This is a genomic window from Stenotrophomonas sp. YJH_SMC_14-1 (genome assembly GCF_059372275.1).
Genome location: NZ_JCAFVK010000008.1, coordinates 92,705 through 109,053, shown reverse-complemented (window position 1 = coordinate 109,053; position 16,349 = coordinate 92,705). Strand labels below are relative to the sequence as shown.

Genomic DNA, 16,349 nt, shown 5'->3' with positions numbered 1-16,349 from the left:
GTCGAGCTTGCTCGACTGCTTTCGATGGCAACAGTCGAGCGAGCTCGACTCTACAGCGGTGCCGCCGGCACCTCGACCTGCTGCACCGGCAGGGTCACCATCATCACCGTCGGGTCATCCGGGTCCAGCTTCGTCTTGAAGCCCAGGCTCTGGCACATCGCCAGCATGGTGCTGTTCTCGCGCAGTACCTGGCCCTCGACCACGTCCAGGCCCAGCCACTTGGCGTACTCGATCATGATCGCCATCAGCCGCCAGCCGATGCCGTGCCCCTTCAGGTCCGAGCGGATCAGGATGCCGTACTCGCCACGGTGGTAATCGGCATCGGCGTGCAGGCGCACCGCGCCGAGCATTTCGCCACTGCGCGGTTCGATCGCCACCAGTGCGATCGAGCGTGCGTAATCGAGCTGGGTCAGGCGCGCGATGAACTCGTGGCTGAAGTGCTTCACCGACTGGAAGAAGCGCAGGCGCAGGTCCTCGTCGCTGACGCGGGCGAAGAACGCACGGAACAACGCGTCATCCTCCGGCCGCACCGGACGCACGAAGGCGCGGCCGCCATCGGACAGTTCGATGGTGCGCTCCCACTCCTTCGGGTACGGGAACACCGAAAAACGCGGATGACCACGGCCCTTGTGCAGGATGCGCGACGGCGCCACCGCCACGCGTGCGTCGAGGGCGAGGATGCCCTTGCCGTCGACCAGCAGCGGATTGATGTCCAGCGTACGCACTTCGGGAATGTCGGCGGCCAGCTGCGCCAGCTTGACCAGCGCCAACGCCAGTGCGCGCTCGTCGGCGGCAGGCACATCGCCATAGGCCTTGAGGATGCGCGAGGCGCGGGTCTGGCCGATCAGCTCGTGGGCCAGGCGCAGGTCCAGCGGCGGCAGCGCCAACGCCTTGTCATTGATCACTTCAACCGCGGTACCGCCACGGCCGACCACGATCACCGGGCCGAACGTCGCGTCATCGGCAATGCCGACGATCAACTCGCGCGCCTTCGGGCGAACGATGGTCGGCTGCACCAGCAGGCCATCGATGCGCGCATCCGGCCGCAGCTGGCGTGCGCGCGACAGGATCGCGTTGGCCGCGCTCTGCACCGCCGGCAGCGTGGACAGGTTCAGGCGCACGCCGTCCACTTCCGACTTGTGCGGAATGTCCGGGGACAGGATCTTCAGCGCCACGCTGGCGCCACGCTCCAGCAACGGCTGCGCCAGGTCCATTGCCTCGTGCGCATCGCGCGCGTGCATCACCGGCGCGGAGGGAATGCCGTAGGCCTTGAGCAGTTCGTGGGTGGCCAACGGGTCCAGCCATTGCTGGCCGTTGGCCAATGCCGCATCGACCAGCGCGCGTGCGGCCGCAGCGTCGACACTGAAGTCCTGCGGCAGGCTGGGTGGTGTTTCCATCAGGGCGTTCTGCGCTTCGCGGTAACGCACCAGATGCTGGAAGCCGCGCACCGCTTCGGCCTCGGTCGGATAGGTCGGCACCCGTGCCGCGTTGAGCGTGGCGGTGGCCTGGTCATCGTTGCCCAGCCACACCGCGAATACCGGCTTGTCGCGGTGATGGCGCGGGCGCAGTCCGAGCGTGCGGGTAAGCGCCTGTGCGGCGTCTGCGGATGAAGTGAATGCGGTCGGCACGTTGACCACCATCACCGCATCATTCTCGTTGTCAGCCAGCAGCGCCTCGATGGCGGCGGCATAGCGGTCACCATCGGCGTCGACCACGATGTCGACCGGGTTGCTGCGCGACCAGCCCTGCGGCAGCACGGCGTCGAGTTTCTCGACCGTGCTGTCGGACAGGTTGGCCAGCGTGCCACGCAGTGCAATGAGCTGGTCCACGGCCAGGCGGCCGACACCGCCACCATTGCTGAGAATGGCCAGGCGACGACCGGGGAAGGTCCCCAACCGGCCCAGCGATTCGGCGGCCGTGAACAGTTCGTCCAGCGCGCCCACGCGCAGCAGGCCGGCGCGGTTGAACGCGGCGCCATACACGTCGTCGGCGCGGGCCAGGGCCTGCACATGGGTATCGCGGCTGCCCGGCTGCACGCGCTCGGCGCGGCCGGACTTCACCACCACCACCGGCTTGGCGCGGGCGGCGGCACGCGCGGCCGACATGAACTTGCGCGCATCCTTGATCTGCTCGACGTAGAGCAGGATGGCGCGGGTGCGGTAGTCGGTGGCGAAGTAGTCGAGCAGGTCACCGAAGTCGACGTCCATCGTGTCGCCCAGCGAGACCACCGCGGAAAACCCGACCGAGCGGGCCACGCCCCACTCCACCAGCGCGGCGGCAATGGCCGAGGATTCGGAGATCAACGCAAGATCACCGGCCTGCGGGAAGTGCGCGGCGATGCTGGCATTGAGCCGTGCGTGCGGTGCAATCACACCCAGGCAGTGTGGGCCGAGGATGCGCAGGCCATGCTTGCGCGCCACCGCCTCCACCTGCGCCGACAGCGAGCTCGGGCCTTCACCCAGGTGCGCGGTGAGGATGATTGCCGCCTGCACGCCGCGTTCGGCAGCGGTGCGCACCACCTGCGGCACGATCGACGCCGGCGCAGTGATCACCACCAGATCCGGCACCCAGTCCAGGTCCTTCAGCCGCTTCACGGTGCGGATGCCATCGATTTCGGCATGCCGCGGGTTGATCCACGCCACCTTGCCGGGGAAGCCGGTGCCGCGCAGGTTGCGCATCACCGCACGTCCGGCCGAGCGCTGACGTGGGCTGCCGCCGATCACCGCGACCGACTGCGGACGGAACACGGACTGCAGGTGGTAGGTACTCATGCGCCTACGGTAACCAAATTCCATGGCGATGGGGTCAGATCCCTTTCCCCAGGAAAGGGATCTGACCCTTGCGTGACCCTTGCGTGTCGACCAAGGTCGGCAACTACCGGAGCACGCTGCTTCAGGGGTCCGAGCCCTTCGCTGCGCGAAGGGATCCGACCCAGTAAACGACCCCGGCCTACAACAGCGTGCCGTGCAGGATCATCGCGGCGATGCTGAAATAGATCACCAGCCCGGTCACGTCCACCAGCGTGGCCACGAACGGGGCCGAGGCACTGGCCGGGTCGAAGCCGAGCCGCTTCAGGATGAACGGCAGCATCGATCCGGACAGCGAGCCGAACGTGACGATGCCGACCAGCGCCGCACCGATGGTGATCGCCAGCAGGATCCAGTGCTCGCCGTAGTCATGCAGGCCACCCAGCTGCCAGATGACGATGCGCACGATGGCCAGGCAGCCGAGGATCGCGCCCAGCACCATGCCGGTGGGCACTTCGCGCAGGGCCACCTTCCACCAGTCGCGCAGGCGCAGTTCGCGCAGCGCCAGGCTGCGGATCAGCAGCGAGGTGGCCTGCGAACCGGAGTTGCCGCCCGAACTCATGATGAGCGGAATGAACAGGGTCAGCACCACCGCGCGCGCCAGTTCGTCTTCATAGTGCTGCATCGCGCTGGCGGTCAGCATCTCGCCCAGGAACAGCACGCTCAGCCAGCCGGCGCGCTTGCGCAGCATCTCGAAGAAGCCGATCTGCATGTACGGCTTGTCCAGTGCTTCCATGCCGCCGAACTTGTGCGCGTCCTCGGTGGATTCCTCGATCAGCGCATCGAGCACGTCGTCCACGGTGACGATGCCGAGCATCTGCTGCTGCGCATCGACCACCGGGATCGCCAGCAGGTCGTGGCGACGGATCAGCCGTGCCACTTCTTCCTGGTCCATCAGTGCGTCCACCGTCACCGGTGGATTGACCTGGGCCACGTCCAGGATCGACTCCTCCGGCAGGCCGGTGATCAGCCGGCGCATGGTCACCACCTGCTGCAGCTGCTGGCTGTCCGGGTCCAGCACGTAGATCGCGTACACCGTTTCACGGGTGCGCTCGACCTGGCGGATGTGCTGCAGGGTCTGCGCCACGGTCCAGCTGGCGGGTACCGCCACGTACTCGGTGGTCATCAGCGCGCCGGCGGTGTTCGGCGGGTAGCTGAGCAGCTTCTGGATGGCCTGGCGGGCGTCGGTGCCCAGCAGCGGGATCAACCGCGCGCGTTCTTCCTCATCCAGCTCATGGACGATGTCGGTGGCGCGGTCGTCGGCCATCAAGCCGAGCAGGGCGGCAGCGCGCGCCGGCGGCAGCGCAGCCACCAGTTCGCCGCTGCGGTGCAGTTCCGGCGCTTCCAGCATTTTCACTGCACGCGGCAACGGCAGCGCAGCCAGCGTTTCCGCGGCGCGGGTCAATTCCAGCGTGTTGAGGAATTCCACCGCATCGGCGGTGTTGAAGTTCGCCAGCGGCGCGGCCAGTGCGGCGGCATCGGCCACCGGGCGCAGCAATTGCTTCTGGTTCATCGGGTTTGCCTTGTGGGGTGCGACCTCGCGCAACGCCAACGCAGGCAAACCGTCCCGATGTCAGGCGGTGGCCATCGCTGGCGTCGAACGAGGTCGACTTCTACTGTCGCTGGACATGGGTTGGGGACTCCGGGATGCGTGTGCCGACGGACGCGCCGCCAGCGGCGGGCAGTCTGGACCCGTGGACCATGCAGGTCAACCCGGCCGCTGTGCGCAGGGCGCCTGCCCGGCAGGTTGTTCTCGTGCATACACAGGCCGGCGCGCATAATGACGCGGTGGCACTCGCCACCCCTTCCCCCACCCGAATGGACGCACAGCGGGCTCCGCCGATGACCAGGTATTCCCATGCATAGCGGTGGTCTGGAACTGGCCCTGGTGCTGCTGCTGGCGGCGGTCATCGCCGTGCCGGTGTTCAAGAAGTTCGGCTTCGGCGCGGTACTGGGCTACCTGGCGGCGGGCGTGGTGCTCGGCCCGGACGGGCTGGGCTTCGTGCAGGACGCCGACCGCATCCTCGGCGCCGCCGAGATCGGCGTGGTGATGCTGCTGTTCGTGATCGGCCTGGAGCTGTCGCCGGCACGCCTGAAGGTGATGCGGCGCTCGGTGTTCGGTGCCGGTGCGGCGCAGGTGGCGCTGTCCGGGCTGGTGCTGGGCGGCCTGCTGCTGCTCGACCACTTCCAGTGGAAGAGCGCGCTGGTGGTAGGCGTGGCGCTGGCGCTGTCATCCACGGCGGTGGGCCTGCAGCTGCTGTCCGAGCACAAGGCGATCAACAGCGACCACGGCCGGTTGGGCTTTGCCATCCTGCTGTTCCAGGACCTGATCGCGATCCCGCTGCTGGCGGCCATCCCGCTGCTGGGCGGGGTCAAGAACGAGACCCTGCGCTGGGAAGATGCGGCCGTGGCGCTGGGTGCGCTGTCGGTGGTGATCCTGTGCGGACGACCGGTGCTGCGCAAGGTGTTCAGCATCATTGCGCGCACCCGCAGCCCGGAAGTATTCACTGCCACCGCCCTGCTGGTGGTGCTGGGCACCGCCTGGTTCATGCAGGAAGCCGGCCTCAGCCCCAGCCTCGGCGCGTTCCTGGCCGGCGTGCTGCTGTCCGATTCGGAGTTCCGGCATGAGCTGGAAGCGCAGATCGAGCCGTTCAAGGGGCTGCTGCTGGGCCTGTTCTTCATCGCGGTGGGCATGGGCATCGACCTGGACCGCATCGCCGCCGAGCCGTGGCTGATCGCCGCAGGTGTCGGCATCCTGCTGGTGGTCAAGTTCAGCCTGCTCTACGCGGTTGGACGTGTCGCCCGGCTCAGCTCGCGGCAATCGCTGCTGCTGGGCAGCGTCCTGTGGCTGGGCGGTGAGTTCGCCTTCGTGGTGTTCAACGAGGCACAGCGCGCGCACCTGCTGGGCAACGCCAACCACGACCGGCTGGTGGCGATCGTCGGCCTGTCAATGGCGATCACGCCGCTGTTGATGATCGCGCTGCTGAAACTGCTCGGCCAGGAGAAAGCCACTCCGCGCGAGCCGGCCGAGGCCGACAAGGTGGCGCCGGACAACCGGCCCAAGGTGCTGATCGCCGGCATGGGCCGCTTCGGCCAGGTGATCGCGCGCCTGCTGACCGCGCAGAAGGTGCCGTTCGTGGCGCTGGAGGCGAACCCGGATACCGTGGCCGACCTGCGCCGATTCGGCAACCAGCTGTATTACGGCGACCCGACCCGGCCGGAGATGCTGCGCGCGGCCGGGGGCGAGCACATCGATGTGTTCGTGATCACCGTGGATGACCCGGAAACCAACCTGCGCGCGGTGCGCATGGTGCGCCGGCTGTACCCGGACGCGACGGTGCTGGCGCGTGCACGCAACCGCCAGCATGCGTGGCGCCTGATGGACATGTCGGCCGAGCCGTTCCGCGAAGTGTTCGGCACCAGCCTGGAGATGAGCGGCCGCGTGCTGACCGCGCTGGGCGTGGCACCGGACGTGGCCGAGCGCCACGTGCAGCGCTTCCGCGAGCACGATGAGCAGCTGCTGCGCGACCAGTACCTGGTGTACGACGACGAGGCAGCGGTGATCCAGACCTCGCGCGACGCACGCAACGACCTGATGCATCTGTTCGAGGCCGACGCGGAAAGCGACGGCAAGTAGGCGTGCCGACCAACGGTCGGCACCCACCCGATGGCTGATGGACCCGGTAGTGCCGGCCGCTGGCCGGCAGCCTCGTGATCCCGAAGGTTTCAGGAGGTTGCCGGCCAGCGGCCGGCACTACCCACTGCGGATTCCAGCAGTGGATCCACGCCATGCGTGGATGACGCGATGCCGGGGTCAGAGCCCTTTCCGTGGGAAAGGGATCCGACCCCGGTGCTCAACCGTTGTCGCGCAGGAACCGCGCCATCGACGAGACACCCGGCACGCGCGGTTCGAACTCGCCGGCCACGTCGATGAAGCCACGCATCACCGCGATCTCGCGTGGGCTGCGGTTGAGGCTGTCGCGCGCCTCCGGATCGGCACCAGCGCGCAGCAGGCGCTGCACCAGCAGCGGCAGGCCGTGCAGGGCCGCGAGGTGCAGCGGTCCGAAGCCGCGCGGATCACGCACCTCAAGGCTCACGTCTTCGTCCAGCAGACGTTCCACCGCAGCCATCACCACCTGTTCGTCGCAGGCGGTGCCGGGCTCGGCGCGTGCGCCCAGCAGCAGCAGCAGCGGCGTGACCGCACCGGCCGCGGCCTGGTCCGGTTCGGCACCGGCCAGCAGCAGGGTGTCGAGCAGGGCGAGCAGGCGCGAGCGGTCGCGGGCACTGAAGCCATACAGCGCGGCACAGTGCAGAGGGCCCAGCTGCTGGGCGTCACCGGCGTGCACGTCGGCACCGGCGGTGAGCAGGCGCGCAACGATGTCCGGCAGGCCCAGCGCGGACGCCAGCATCAGCACGGTCACGCCGCCCGGCAGGCGGTGTTCCAGCTTGGCGCCAGCGTCGAGCAGGGCCGAGACGATGTCCACCTGGCGCATGCTGACCGCCGCCGACAGCGGCGTGGCACCACTGGCCGCTGCATGCTGCGGATCAGCGCCACGCGCCAGCAACAGGTCGGTCACCGCCAGATGGCCACCGCCGGCGGCGCGCAGCAGCGCGGTGCAGCCCTGCGCATCAACCGCATCGACGGCGAAGCCCAGATCGATCAGGCGGCGTACCGCATCCACGTCACCGGCCATTGCGGCGGCCGGCAGATCGGACTCGCGCAGGGTGCGGCGCGGCAACGGCCACACCCGCCAGTCCAGCCAGTCGGCCAGATCGCGGCGACCAATCGACAGCGCCACGCCCAGCGGCGTCTGGCCATCGGCGGCGCGTGCTTCCGGCGAGGCACCGTGCTGCACCAGCAGCTTCAGCGCGCCTTCGCGGGCCAATGCGGTGGCCAGATGCAATGCGGTCATGCCATGGCTGTCGCGCGCTTCACGATCGACGCCCGCCTTGAGCAGCGCCTGCTGCAGGCGCAGCCAGCCCAGGCGCACCGCCAGTGACAACGGCGGATCACCGGCCGGCGAAGCCGCGAACGGATCGGCGCCACGCTCCAGCAATTCCAGCGCCAGCTGTTCCAGGCCACGGGCGGCCTGGTCGTGCTGCGCACAGGCCGCCAGGAAGCGCGCCAGGCCACCGCGTCCGGCCGGCGACAAGCCACGCTGCAACATCACCTGCAACGCCGGCACCGCATCAATGCCGCGCGACAGCAACGCGAACATGGGGGTATCGGAACAGGCGTCGCGCACGTAGGGATCGGCGCCGTGGCCCAGCAGCCAATCCACCGCGCGCGGCTCCAGCGCCAGCTCGGGGTCGAGCAGCAGGCCGCCCAGTTCTTCCGGCTGGCACAGCTTGGCCAGCGCGGCCATGCCTTCGGTGTTGCCGAAGCCCAGCGCTTCGCGCAGCAGGGTCAGCGGCGGGCGGTCCGGCAGCAGGCCGCTGGCACTGGCGGCTTCGCCACGCTCGGCCAGGCCGTCACTGACCGCGGCCGGCAATGGATAGGACGGATCCAGCAACGCGACAATCGCCCAGCGCCCGGCTTCGGCAGCGTAGTCCACTGCACGGCGACCGACCGGATCGGTCGCGTCGGCGGCGATGCCCAGCTCCACCAGGCGCTTGACCAGCAACGGCGAGACATCCTCTGCCATCACCGCCAGCTGCACTGCGTTGCGCCCTTCGCCGTCGACGGCAACCAGGTCCGGCTTGTGCGGCAGCAAGTGTTCGACCACCGCGGCACGCCCGGCACGGGCGGCTTCCAGCCAGGGCGTACGCCCCAGTGCATCGCGTGCTTCCAGGTTGGCACCGGCGGCCAGCAGCACGCCGATGATTTCAACGTGGCCGGCCAGCGCCGCCTCGTGCAGCGCGCTGCGGCGCTGGCGATCACGCGCGTCGGCACGCGCCTTGTGCTTGAGCAGCAGCTGCACGCCAGCCGGATCGTCGTCTTCGGTGGCGGCGGCGGCCAGCAGCACCGGAGTGCCCTCTGCCGGTTCGCTGCGCGCACCGCGTTCGAGCAGGAAGCGGGCCAGGCGCCAGTTGCCGACCTGGCAGGCCACGGCCAGCGGCGACCAGCCCTCGTTGTTCAGCGCATCGACTTCGGCGGCGGCATCGCGCAGCAGCGCGGCCACGCCTGGGTCGGAACTGCGCGCGGCATGGTGCAGCGGGGTGTTGCCATCGCTGTCGGTGGCACGCGAATCGGCACCGTTGGCGAGCAGGGTCATCACGGCTTCGGGGCGGCCATGCCAGCTGTCGCGGGTGGCGGCCAGCAGCGGGGTCATGCCCCGGTGCGGCGCGTTCACGTCAACGCCGCGGGCAATCAGTTCGCGCAGCAGGCGCAGGTCCGGCAGCACCGCCGCCAGCACCGCCAGGCTGCGCTGGTCGCGCCAGTTCGGGTCGGGCAGCGCATACGGATCGGCGCCGGCCTGCAGCAGCTGCAGGCCGCGGTCGATGCGGCCGTGGCGGGCGGCTTCATACAGGGCCGGGGTCAGCTCCTGCGGTGCCATCGCCTCCAGCGGCGCGGTCTCGGCCGCGGCAGCGAACATCGGTTCGTGTTCTGCGCAGGACGTCGCCATCGGGCTGGGTCGCAACGACACCAGCGGCGCCGGCGCGACCCGCTGCAGCAGCAGGTGCAGCACGGGAGACACCACCACCACGGCCAGCGCAGCGGGCCAGCGCGCGCTCTCCGGCAGCAGTCCGGGCCAGGCCGGCAGCACCACCAGCGCGGCCAGCGCGATCACCAGCGCCGCCACGCCGAGACCGCGCCAGGCGGTCAGGTCGCGACCGGCCAGCGCCTGCCAATGATGGGCCAGGCGGCCATCAAGCCGTTCGACATCGTTCCACAACGGCCAGGTGCGCCAGGCAGCGAGCAGGCCGGCACTGACCAGCACGCTCAGGCCCAGCACCGCCGCAAGGCTGCCGCTGTCACGCAGCGCCGCCAGCGGCCAGGCCAGCAGCAGCGCCAGCAGCAGCGGTGCGGCCGCCCACAGTGCCAGCAGCGCCGGCAGGTCCTGGCGTGCAACCACCTTCAGCGGCAGCAGCGCACGGCTGCGCCGCCACCACGATACGCCCAGCGCGAACGCCGGTTGCGCCAGGGCGGCGAGGATGGCACCGGCAACGCCGCCCACGGCAGCACCCAGTGCCAGCAAGGCGCCCACGGCGAAGGCGATCGACAGGGCGCGCGGACGGGAGACGTCAGTCATAGTGGCGCGGCATCAGGCTGGCCACCGACGGCGGCACCTGCAGGTAGAACCCGCGCTCGCTCATGTCACTGCGAACCTTGTCCGGGTCGGCCTGGGCCAGGCGACGCTGGGCATCCAGGGCCACGTCCAGGACGAAGGTGAGCGCACCCAGCGAGGTGAGCAGCGGCGCAGGCAGCGCGCTGAAATCATCGCGTCGGGGAACGTAGACGTAGGTGTCAGGCTTGAGTTGGCTTTTATAGACGTAGGCGTGCATGTCCGCGGGACGATAACCCGGGAAGAGCCATGATTGTGTCGGAAAGCCGACACCGGGGAAAGCCGTCGGCCGACGATGGCGGCGTGATCGACGGCGTTTCCCCGACGGGGTTCAGCAATGTGGCGGCGGCGTTCAGGCAACGCCGCTGCCCTGCGGTCGCTTACTTGACCTTGGCGTAGGTGCCCTTCAGCGCCACGCCAGCGAGGATCGTACCGGCATAGCATTCGTAGTTGGTGCTGCTCTTGAACTCGTTCTTCTTGTAGTAGCTGACGATGTCGACCACCGCGTTGGCACCGCGCGACTTGGCGCCGTCCTGCAGTGCGCGCAGCGCAGACAGCGCGACCCAGCGGCAGGCCTCGGCATCGCTCTTGTTGGCGGCGTTGGTCTTCTTGTTGGTCACGTCCTCGCCCAGGCGCTGCTGCACGCTGACCGGCTGGCCGGCCAGGTAGAAGCGCACGCTGCCGTCGATGCCGGCGTCCCGGGCGGCCTGCGAGGTGACCAGCTCCTGCAGGGACTGCTCAACGCGGGTGTCGCGGGCGGAGGCGGTGGAGGTCAGGGCCAGCAGTGCAGTGGCCGTGGCGATCATCAGGGTGCGGCGCATCGGAACATCTCCTTGTCGGTGGTGCGGGTGGGTTGAGGAAAAAGGCGGGATGGGACGGTGGATCATTCGCTCCAGCGGCGGAACACCAGCGAGGTGTTGATGCCGCCGAAGGCGAAGTTGTTGCTCATCACGTACTCGGCCTGCAATTCGCGGCCCTGCCCGGTGATGAAGTCGAGCTGGCCGCAGCGCGGGTCAACCTCGGCCAGGTTCAGCGTGGGGGCGAACCAGCCGGCACGCATCATCTCGATGCTCAGCCAGGCCTCGAACGCACCGCAGGCACCGAGCATGTGGCCGACGTAGCTCTTCAGCGAGCTGATCGGTACGCGGCTGCCGAACACCTGCGCGGTGGCCTGGGTCTCGGCGATGTCGCCGTGATCGGTGGCGGTGCCGTGGGCGTTGACGTAGTCGATCTGCGCCGCCTCCAGGCCCGCATCATCCAGCGCCAGGCGCATGGCCTGGGCCATGGTGTCGGCGCTGGGCTGGGTGACGTGCTGGCCGTCGCTGTTGGTGCCGTAGCCGACCACCTCGGCAAGGATGGTGGCACCGCGCGCCTGCGCGTGCTCCAGGTCTTCCAGGATCAGCGTGCAGGCACCCTCGCCCAGCACCAGGCCATCGCGGCCGGCATCGAACGGGCGCGGCGTGGTCTGCGGCGCGTCGTTGCGCACGCTGGTGGCGAACAGAGTATCGAACACCGCCGCAGCGGTAGCGTCGAGCTGCTCGGCACCACCTGCGACCATCACCGTCTGCTTGCCGCTGCGGATCGCTTCATAGGCCGCGCCCACGCCCTGGCTGCCCGAGGTGCAGGCGCTGGAGGTGGTGTAGACACGCCCGGACAGGCCGAAGAACACGCCGATGTTGACCGGCGCGGTATGGCTCATCATCTTCAGGTAGGTGGTGGCGCTGATGCCTTCGGTGGTGAACTCGTTGAGCATGCGCCCGAACTCGCCGGTGGCTTCGTGGCTGCCCGACGAGGAACCATAGGCCACGCCGGTGCGACCGCTGCGCAGCACCGGGTGCTCGTGCAGGCCAGCTTCGCGCAGCGCCACTTCGGTGGCACGCACCGACATGATCGCGACCTTGCCCATGGAGCGGGTGGTCTTGCGGTTGTAGTTCGGCGGCAGCGCGAAGTCCTGCGCCGGCGCAGCCAGCTTGGTGTTCAGCCCGGCATAGACATCCCACTCGGGCATCGCGCGCACCGCGTTGCGGCAGCTGCGCAGGTGCGCCTCGATGGTCGGCCAGTCATGGCCGAGCGGACTGATCGCGGACGCACCGGTCACCACGACGCGACGATCGGTGGCCATCAGAGCATGCCCCCGTTCACCGAGATCACCTGGCGGGTGATGTAGCCGGCCGGTTCGGACAGCAGGAACGCCACCGTGGCCGCCACTTCGTCGGGACGGCCGACGCGGCCGGCGGGAATCAGCTTGAGCGCGTGTTCGATCACTTCATCGTTGAGCATTTCGGTCTCGATCAGGCCCGGGGCCACGCAGTTGACGGTGATCTGGCGGCTGGCCAGTTCCAGCGCCAGGGCCTTGGTGGCACCGATGATGCCGGCCTTGGCGGCACTGTAATTGACCTGCCCGCGGTTGCCGGCCAGTCCGGACACCGACGACAGGGTGACGATGCGGCCCGGCTTGCGCCGACGCACCATCGGCATGATCAGCGGATGCAGCACGTTGTAGAAGCCATCCAGGTTGGTGTGGATGACCTGGTCCCAATCCTCCGCCGACAGTGCCGGGAAGGCGCCGTCGCGGGCGATGCCGGCATTGCAGACCACGCCGTAGTACGCGCCGTGCGCTTCGACATCGGCCTCCAGCGCGGCGCGTGCGGCCTCGCGGTCGGCCACGTCGAACATCAGTACACGGGCCTGCTGGCCCAACGCGTGGATCTCGGCCACCACGGCCTGTGCCTCATCCAGGCGGCTGCGGCAATGCACCACCACCTCGAAGCCATCGCGCGCGATGCGCAGCGCGATGGCCCGGCCGATGCCCCGGCTGGCGCCGGTCACCAGCACGCTTCGATTCCCTGTCATGCCTGTCCACTCTCCAGATAGGCCATCGCATCGGCCGGTTCGAACACCGACACGTTGGCTGTCGCCCATTCGTCCTCGCCCGCCAGGATGCGGCAGGCGAACATCCCCAATCCATTGTCACCCAACAGCTCGCAGCGCGCCTGTACGCGCAGCCGCGAGCCGCTGGGGAAGCTGCAGCGCGCGCTGTTGTAGCGGCGGCTGCCGAGCAGGAAGCCCAGCTGCGGCGGCTTGCCCGCTGCACGCGCACGGCAGCCGGCCCAGGCCGCGATGGCCTGTGCCATGTATTCGATGCCCACCCAGGCCGGCACTTCGTGGTTTTCCACGAACAGGCCGGCCTCGGGCACCACCAGTTCCGCCTCGATGGTGTCCTGGTCCCAGTGCGTGATGCGCTCCAGCAGGCACATGTCCTGGCGGTGCGGTACCACCTCTTCAATTGCATACAGCATGTTCATCGACGCTCCAGCGCCAGCACGGCATTGCTGCCGCCGAAGGCGAACGAATTGCTCAGCACCCGCCGCGGTGCCTGCGCCAGGCGGGTGGCCGGTGCGACCAGCGGCAGTGCCGGCAGCGCGGGGTCTGCCACGCCGTCCCACCAGTGCGGTGGCAGTTGCTGCTGCGGGTTCTCGGCCAGCACGATCCAGCACAATGCAGCTTCGATCGCGCCTGACGCACCCAGCGTATGGCCGGTCAGGGGCTTGGTCGAACTGGCCCGAATGCCGTTGCCCAGCACCTGCGAAACCGCCAGGCTTTCCATCGCATCGTTGTGCCCGGTGGCGGTGCCATGCAGGTTCACGTAGTCCACTTCATCGGCCGCCCAGCCGGCGCGCTGCAGCGCCTGCTGCAGGGCATCGATGGCACCCAGGCCCTGTGGATCGGGGGCGGACATATGGTGAGCGTCGGCCGATTCGCCCCACCCGGCCAGGCACACCGGGCCCGGCTCGCGGGTGAGCAGGAACAGCGCGGCGCCCTCGCCGATGTTGATACCGGCGCGGTGCTGCGAGAACGGATTGCAGCGCAGGGCCGACACCGATTCCAGCGCACTGAAACCGGCCACGGTGAAGCGGCACAGCGAGTCCGCGCCGCCTGCGATCACGGCGTCGACGATACCGGCTCGCAGCATGCGTGCAGCCGACATCAATGCCTTGGCACTGGACGAGCAGGCGGTGGACAGGGTCCACGCGGGCCCCTGAGCGCCGCTGCGCTGGCGCACGAACTGCGCGGCAGTACCCATTTCCTGCTGGGCGTAATCGAAGCCCTGCGGCCACTGGCCCTGTTCGGCGTGGGTGCGCAGGGCCTGCTCGGACTCACCAATGCCCGAGGTGCTGGTGCCCAGCACCACCGCCACGCGCTCGGCGCCATGGCGGGTGATCGCGGCGGCCACCGCTGGAGCGATCTGCGCCAGTGCCACGTCCAGCAGGGCGTTGTTGCGCCCGCGCAGGGCCACCGGCAGTTCCTCCAGCGCCGGCAGTGGCGTGCGTACTTCTCCCAGCGCCAGGGTGCGCCCCGGCAACAGGCTGTCGTTGTCACTGAGCCCGCCCGGCACGTCGGCGAACATCGCCGACGCGACAGCGGCGCGGCCATCGCCGAGCGCGCAGACCACGCCCAGGTCGTTCAGGTAGATCGGTGCACTCATCGGTCCTGTCCGGCCATGTCGATCGATTCGATGCGCAGCGCATAGCCTTCGGCACGGTTGTCCAGCTGCACGCTGCCATCGTCCAGGCGCTGCAGTTGCAGCCACACCGTGCCATCGCGCGACAGGCTGCGCTGCTGGCCGTCGTCGCTGACCTGCCAGTCGGCCGGCAGCGCGGCGGCGATGGCCGCGGTCGGCCACAGCGCGAACTGCAGGTCATCCAGCACACGCTCGGCACGTACCTGCGGCGGCAGCCACGGCGCGCGCTGCTGGGTCAGCTGCTGGCCGTCCCACTGCAGGCGCACGCCGGTCTGGCCCATCGCCTGCACCGCCAGCTGCACCTGCTGCGCGTCGGCCTCCAGCAGCGCGTCGAGGTCGCGCTCATGGCTGCCGAAGCGGAAATGCAGCTGCTGCTGCAGGGCCAGCGGCGCCGGCAGGCTGGCCGGCGACAGCCGCAGCGGCGGCAGCTCCACCTGGGGCTTGGGCATGCGCCCGGCACAGGCGGCCAGCAGCAGGCACAGCAGCAGGGCCGCAGTACGGAAGATCAGGCGCTGCACAATTCCTCCAGCACGCGCATGCGGCGACCACTTTCATCGGCCACATACGGATTCTTGGTGTCCCAGGCGTAACCGGCCAGGATGGAGCTGATCATGTCGCGCACTTCGGGCTGCTGCTGCGGGTGGTAGATGATCTTCTGGAAGCCGCCCTGGTACCAGCTTTCCACGAAGCGGCGGAAGGTCTTCACGCCGGCGCGCAGCGGGATCGAGAATTCAGCTTCCCAGTCGACGGTTTGGCCGGCATAACGGCGCTTGAGGCACTCGCTGGCCAGCTGCGCGGACTTGAAGGCAATGGTCACACCGGACGAGAACACCGGGTCGAGGAACTCGCCGGCGTTGCCCAGCAACGCGTAGCCGGGTCCCCACAGCGAGCTGACATTGGCCGAGTAACCCGTGATGCGGCGCACCGGCAGCACCGCCCATTCGGCATTGGCCAGCAGGCGGGTCAGGTTGGGGTCCTCGCCGACGATGGCCTGCAGCTTCTGCAGGTCGTCGCCTTCGTAGTGCTCGAAGAACGACGGCTCGGCGACCACGCCCAGCGAGCAGCAGCCGTTGGAGAATGGAATCGTCCAGTACCAGACGTCGATGTGTTCGGGATGGGTGGTGATCAGGATCTTGTTGCGGTCGAAGTCGGCTTCGGCCGGAATGTTGTCGCGCACGTGGCAGAAGATCGCGCCGCGCACCGGGAAATTGGATGGCGATTCCAGCTGCAGCAGGCGCGGCAGCAGGCGCGCGAAGCCCGATGCGTCGAGGATGAAATCGGCCTCGATGCGGTACTCGCTGCCATCCGGGCGGCGCACGCTCACCGCAGGCTGTTCACCGGGTTCGACCGACAGCACTTCATCACCGAAACGCAGCGTGGTTCCCATGCGCTCGGCGCCGCGTGCCAACACGTTGTCGAAGTCGGCGCGCTGCACCTGGTAGGTGGTACCCCAGCCCGGCGAGAACTTCTTCCGGAAGTCGAAGGCAGTACGCGCTTCACCGTGCACGAAGGCCGCGCCGTTCTTGTACTGGAAGCCAGCCTCGACCACATCCTGCAGCAGCCCGGCTGCTTCGATGTACTCCATGCTCTGTGGCAGCAGGCTTTCGCCGATGGAGAAGCGCGGGAACTGCTGGCGCTCCAGCATCAGCACCTGTCGGCCCTGCTGGCGCAGCATCGCCGCGGCCACGGAGCCGGCCGGGCCTGCGCCGATGATCAGGATTTCAGTGCGTTCGACAGCATCCACAGCAGTACTCATCGGGGCGTCCTTGTTGCTCGATCAGGGGAAAGAAGAAA

At 68.8% G+C, this 16,349-nt stretch carries 12 protein-coding genes; 1 reads left to right on the top strand and 11 read right to left on the bottom strand.

Annotated features, from left to right (window positions below; genetic code table 11):
- Positions 1–50: 50 nt before the first annotated feature.
- A complete protein-coding gene (locus AC5P9P_RS16635) occupies positions 51–2,771 on the bottom strand; it encodes a bifunctional acetate--CoA ligase family protein/GNAT family N-acetyltransferase (protein ID WP_495232971.1) in 2,721 nt (906 codons plus the stop codon).
- A 178-nt stretch (positions 2,772–2,949) separates the two neighbouring features.
- Positions 2,950–4,320 (bottom strand): magnesium transporter, encoded by a 1,371-nt coding sequence (gene mgtE, locus AC5P9P_RS16630; protein WP_049403655.1) that lies wholly within the window; start codon positions 4,318–4,320, stop codon positions 2,950–2,952.
- Between the two features lie 345 nt (positions 4,321–4,665).
- Between mgtE and AC5P9P_RS16625 the strand changes: the two genes are divergently transcribed.
- Complete coding sequence (locus AC5P9P_RS16625; RefSeq protein WP_033833810.1) at positions 4,666–6,444, top strand: monovalent cation:proton antiporter-2 (CPA2) family protein; 1,779 nt, start codon at positions 4,666–4,668, stop codon at positions 6,442–6,444.
- A 217-nt stretch (positions 6,445–6,661) separates the two neighbouring features.
- On the opposite strand, the gene AC5P9P_RS16620 is transcribed toward AC5P9P_RS16625, so the two are convergent.
- The 9 genes from AC5P9P_RS16620 to AC5P9P_RS16580 all read right to left on the bottom strand — a co-directional run bounded on the left by AC5P9P_RS16620 (position 6,662) and on the right by AC5P9P_RS16580 (position 16,311).
- Positions 6,662–10,000, bottom strand: a complete 3,339-nt coding sequence (locus AC5P9P_RS16620; RefSeq protein ID WP_033833811.1) for an ankyrin repeat domain-containing protein — start codon at positions 9,998–10,000, stop codon at positions 6,662–6,664.
- The gene (locus tag AC5P9P_RS16615; protein ID WP_005411593.1) at positions 9,993–10,253 is read right to left on the bottom strand and encodes a YcgL domain-containing protein; all 261 of its coding nucleotides are present in this window, start codon (positions 10,251–10,253) and stop codon (positions 9,993–9,995) included. Before AC5P9P_RS16615 ends, AC5P9P_RS16620 begins: the two co-directional genes overlap by 8 nt.
- A gap of 160 nt (positions 10,254–10,413) precedes the next feature.
- Positions 10,414–10,854, bottom strand: a complete 441-nt coding sequence (locus AC5P9P_RS16610; protein ID WP_005411594.1) for a hypothetical protein — start codon at positions 10,852–10,854, stop codon at positions 10,414–10,416.
- Positions 10,855–10,916: 62 nt separating this feature from the next.
- Positions 10,917–12,155, bottom strand: a complete 1,239-nt coding sequence (locus tag AC5P9P_RS16605; RefSeq protein WP_049454941.1) for a beta-ketoacyl-ACP synthase — start codon at positions 12,153–12,155, stop codon at positions 10,917–10,919.
- The gene (locus AC5P9P_RS16600) at positions 12,155–12,886 is read right to left on the bottom strand and encodes a 3-ketoacyl-ACP reductase FabG2 (protein WP_033833812.1); all 732 of its coding nucleotides are present in this window, start codon (positions 12,884–12,886) and stop codon (positions 12,155–12,157) included. Before AC5P9P_RS16600 ends, AC5P9P_RS16605 begins: the two co-directional genes overlap by 1 nt.
- A complete protein-coding gene (locus AC5P9P_RS16595; RefSeq protein WP_005411597.1) occupies positions 12,883–13,338 on the bottom strand; it encodes a hotdog family protein in 456 nt (151 codons plus the stop codon). Before AC5P9P_RS16595 ends, AC5P9P_RS16600 begins: the two co-directional genes overlap by 4 nt.
- The gene (locus AC5P9P_RS16590; protein ID WP_005411598.1) at positions 13,335–14,519 is read right to left on the bottom strand and encodes a beta-ketoacyl-[acyl-carrier-protein] synthase family protein; all 1,185 of its coding nucleotides are present in this window, start codon (positions 14,517–14,519) and stop codon (positions 13,335–13,337) included. The genes AC5P9P_RS16595 and AC5P9P_RS16590 overlap by 4 nt, the downstream gene beginning before the upstream one ends.
- Complete coding sequence (locus AC5P9P_RS16585) at positions 14,516–15,073, bottom strand: DUF3261 domain-containing protein (RefSeq protein WP_005414865.1); 558 nt, start codon at positions 15,071–15,073, stop codon at positions 14,516–14,518. The genes AC5P9P_RS16590 and AC5P9P_RS16585 overlap by 4 nt, the downstream gene beginning before the upstream one ends.
- On the bottom strand, positions 15,061–16,311 hold the full coding sequence (locus AC5P9P_RS16580; protein WP_495232970.1) for an NAD(P)/FAD-dependent oxidoreductase: 1,251 nt from the start codon (positions 16,309–16,311) through the stop codon (positions 15,061–15,063). Before AC5P9P_RS16580 ends, AC5P9P_RS16585 begins: the two co-directional genes overlap by 13 nt.
- Positions 16,312–16,349 lie beyond the last annotated feature (38 nt).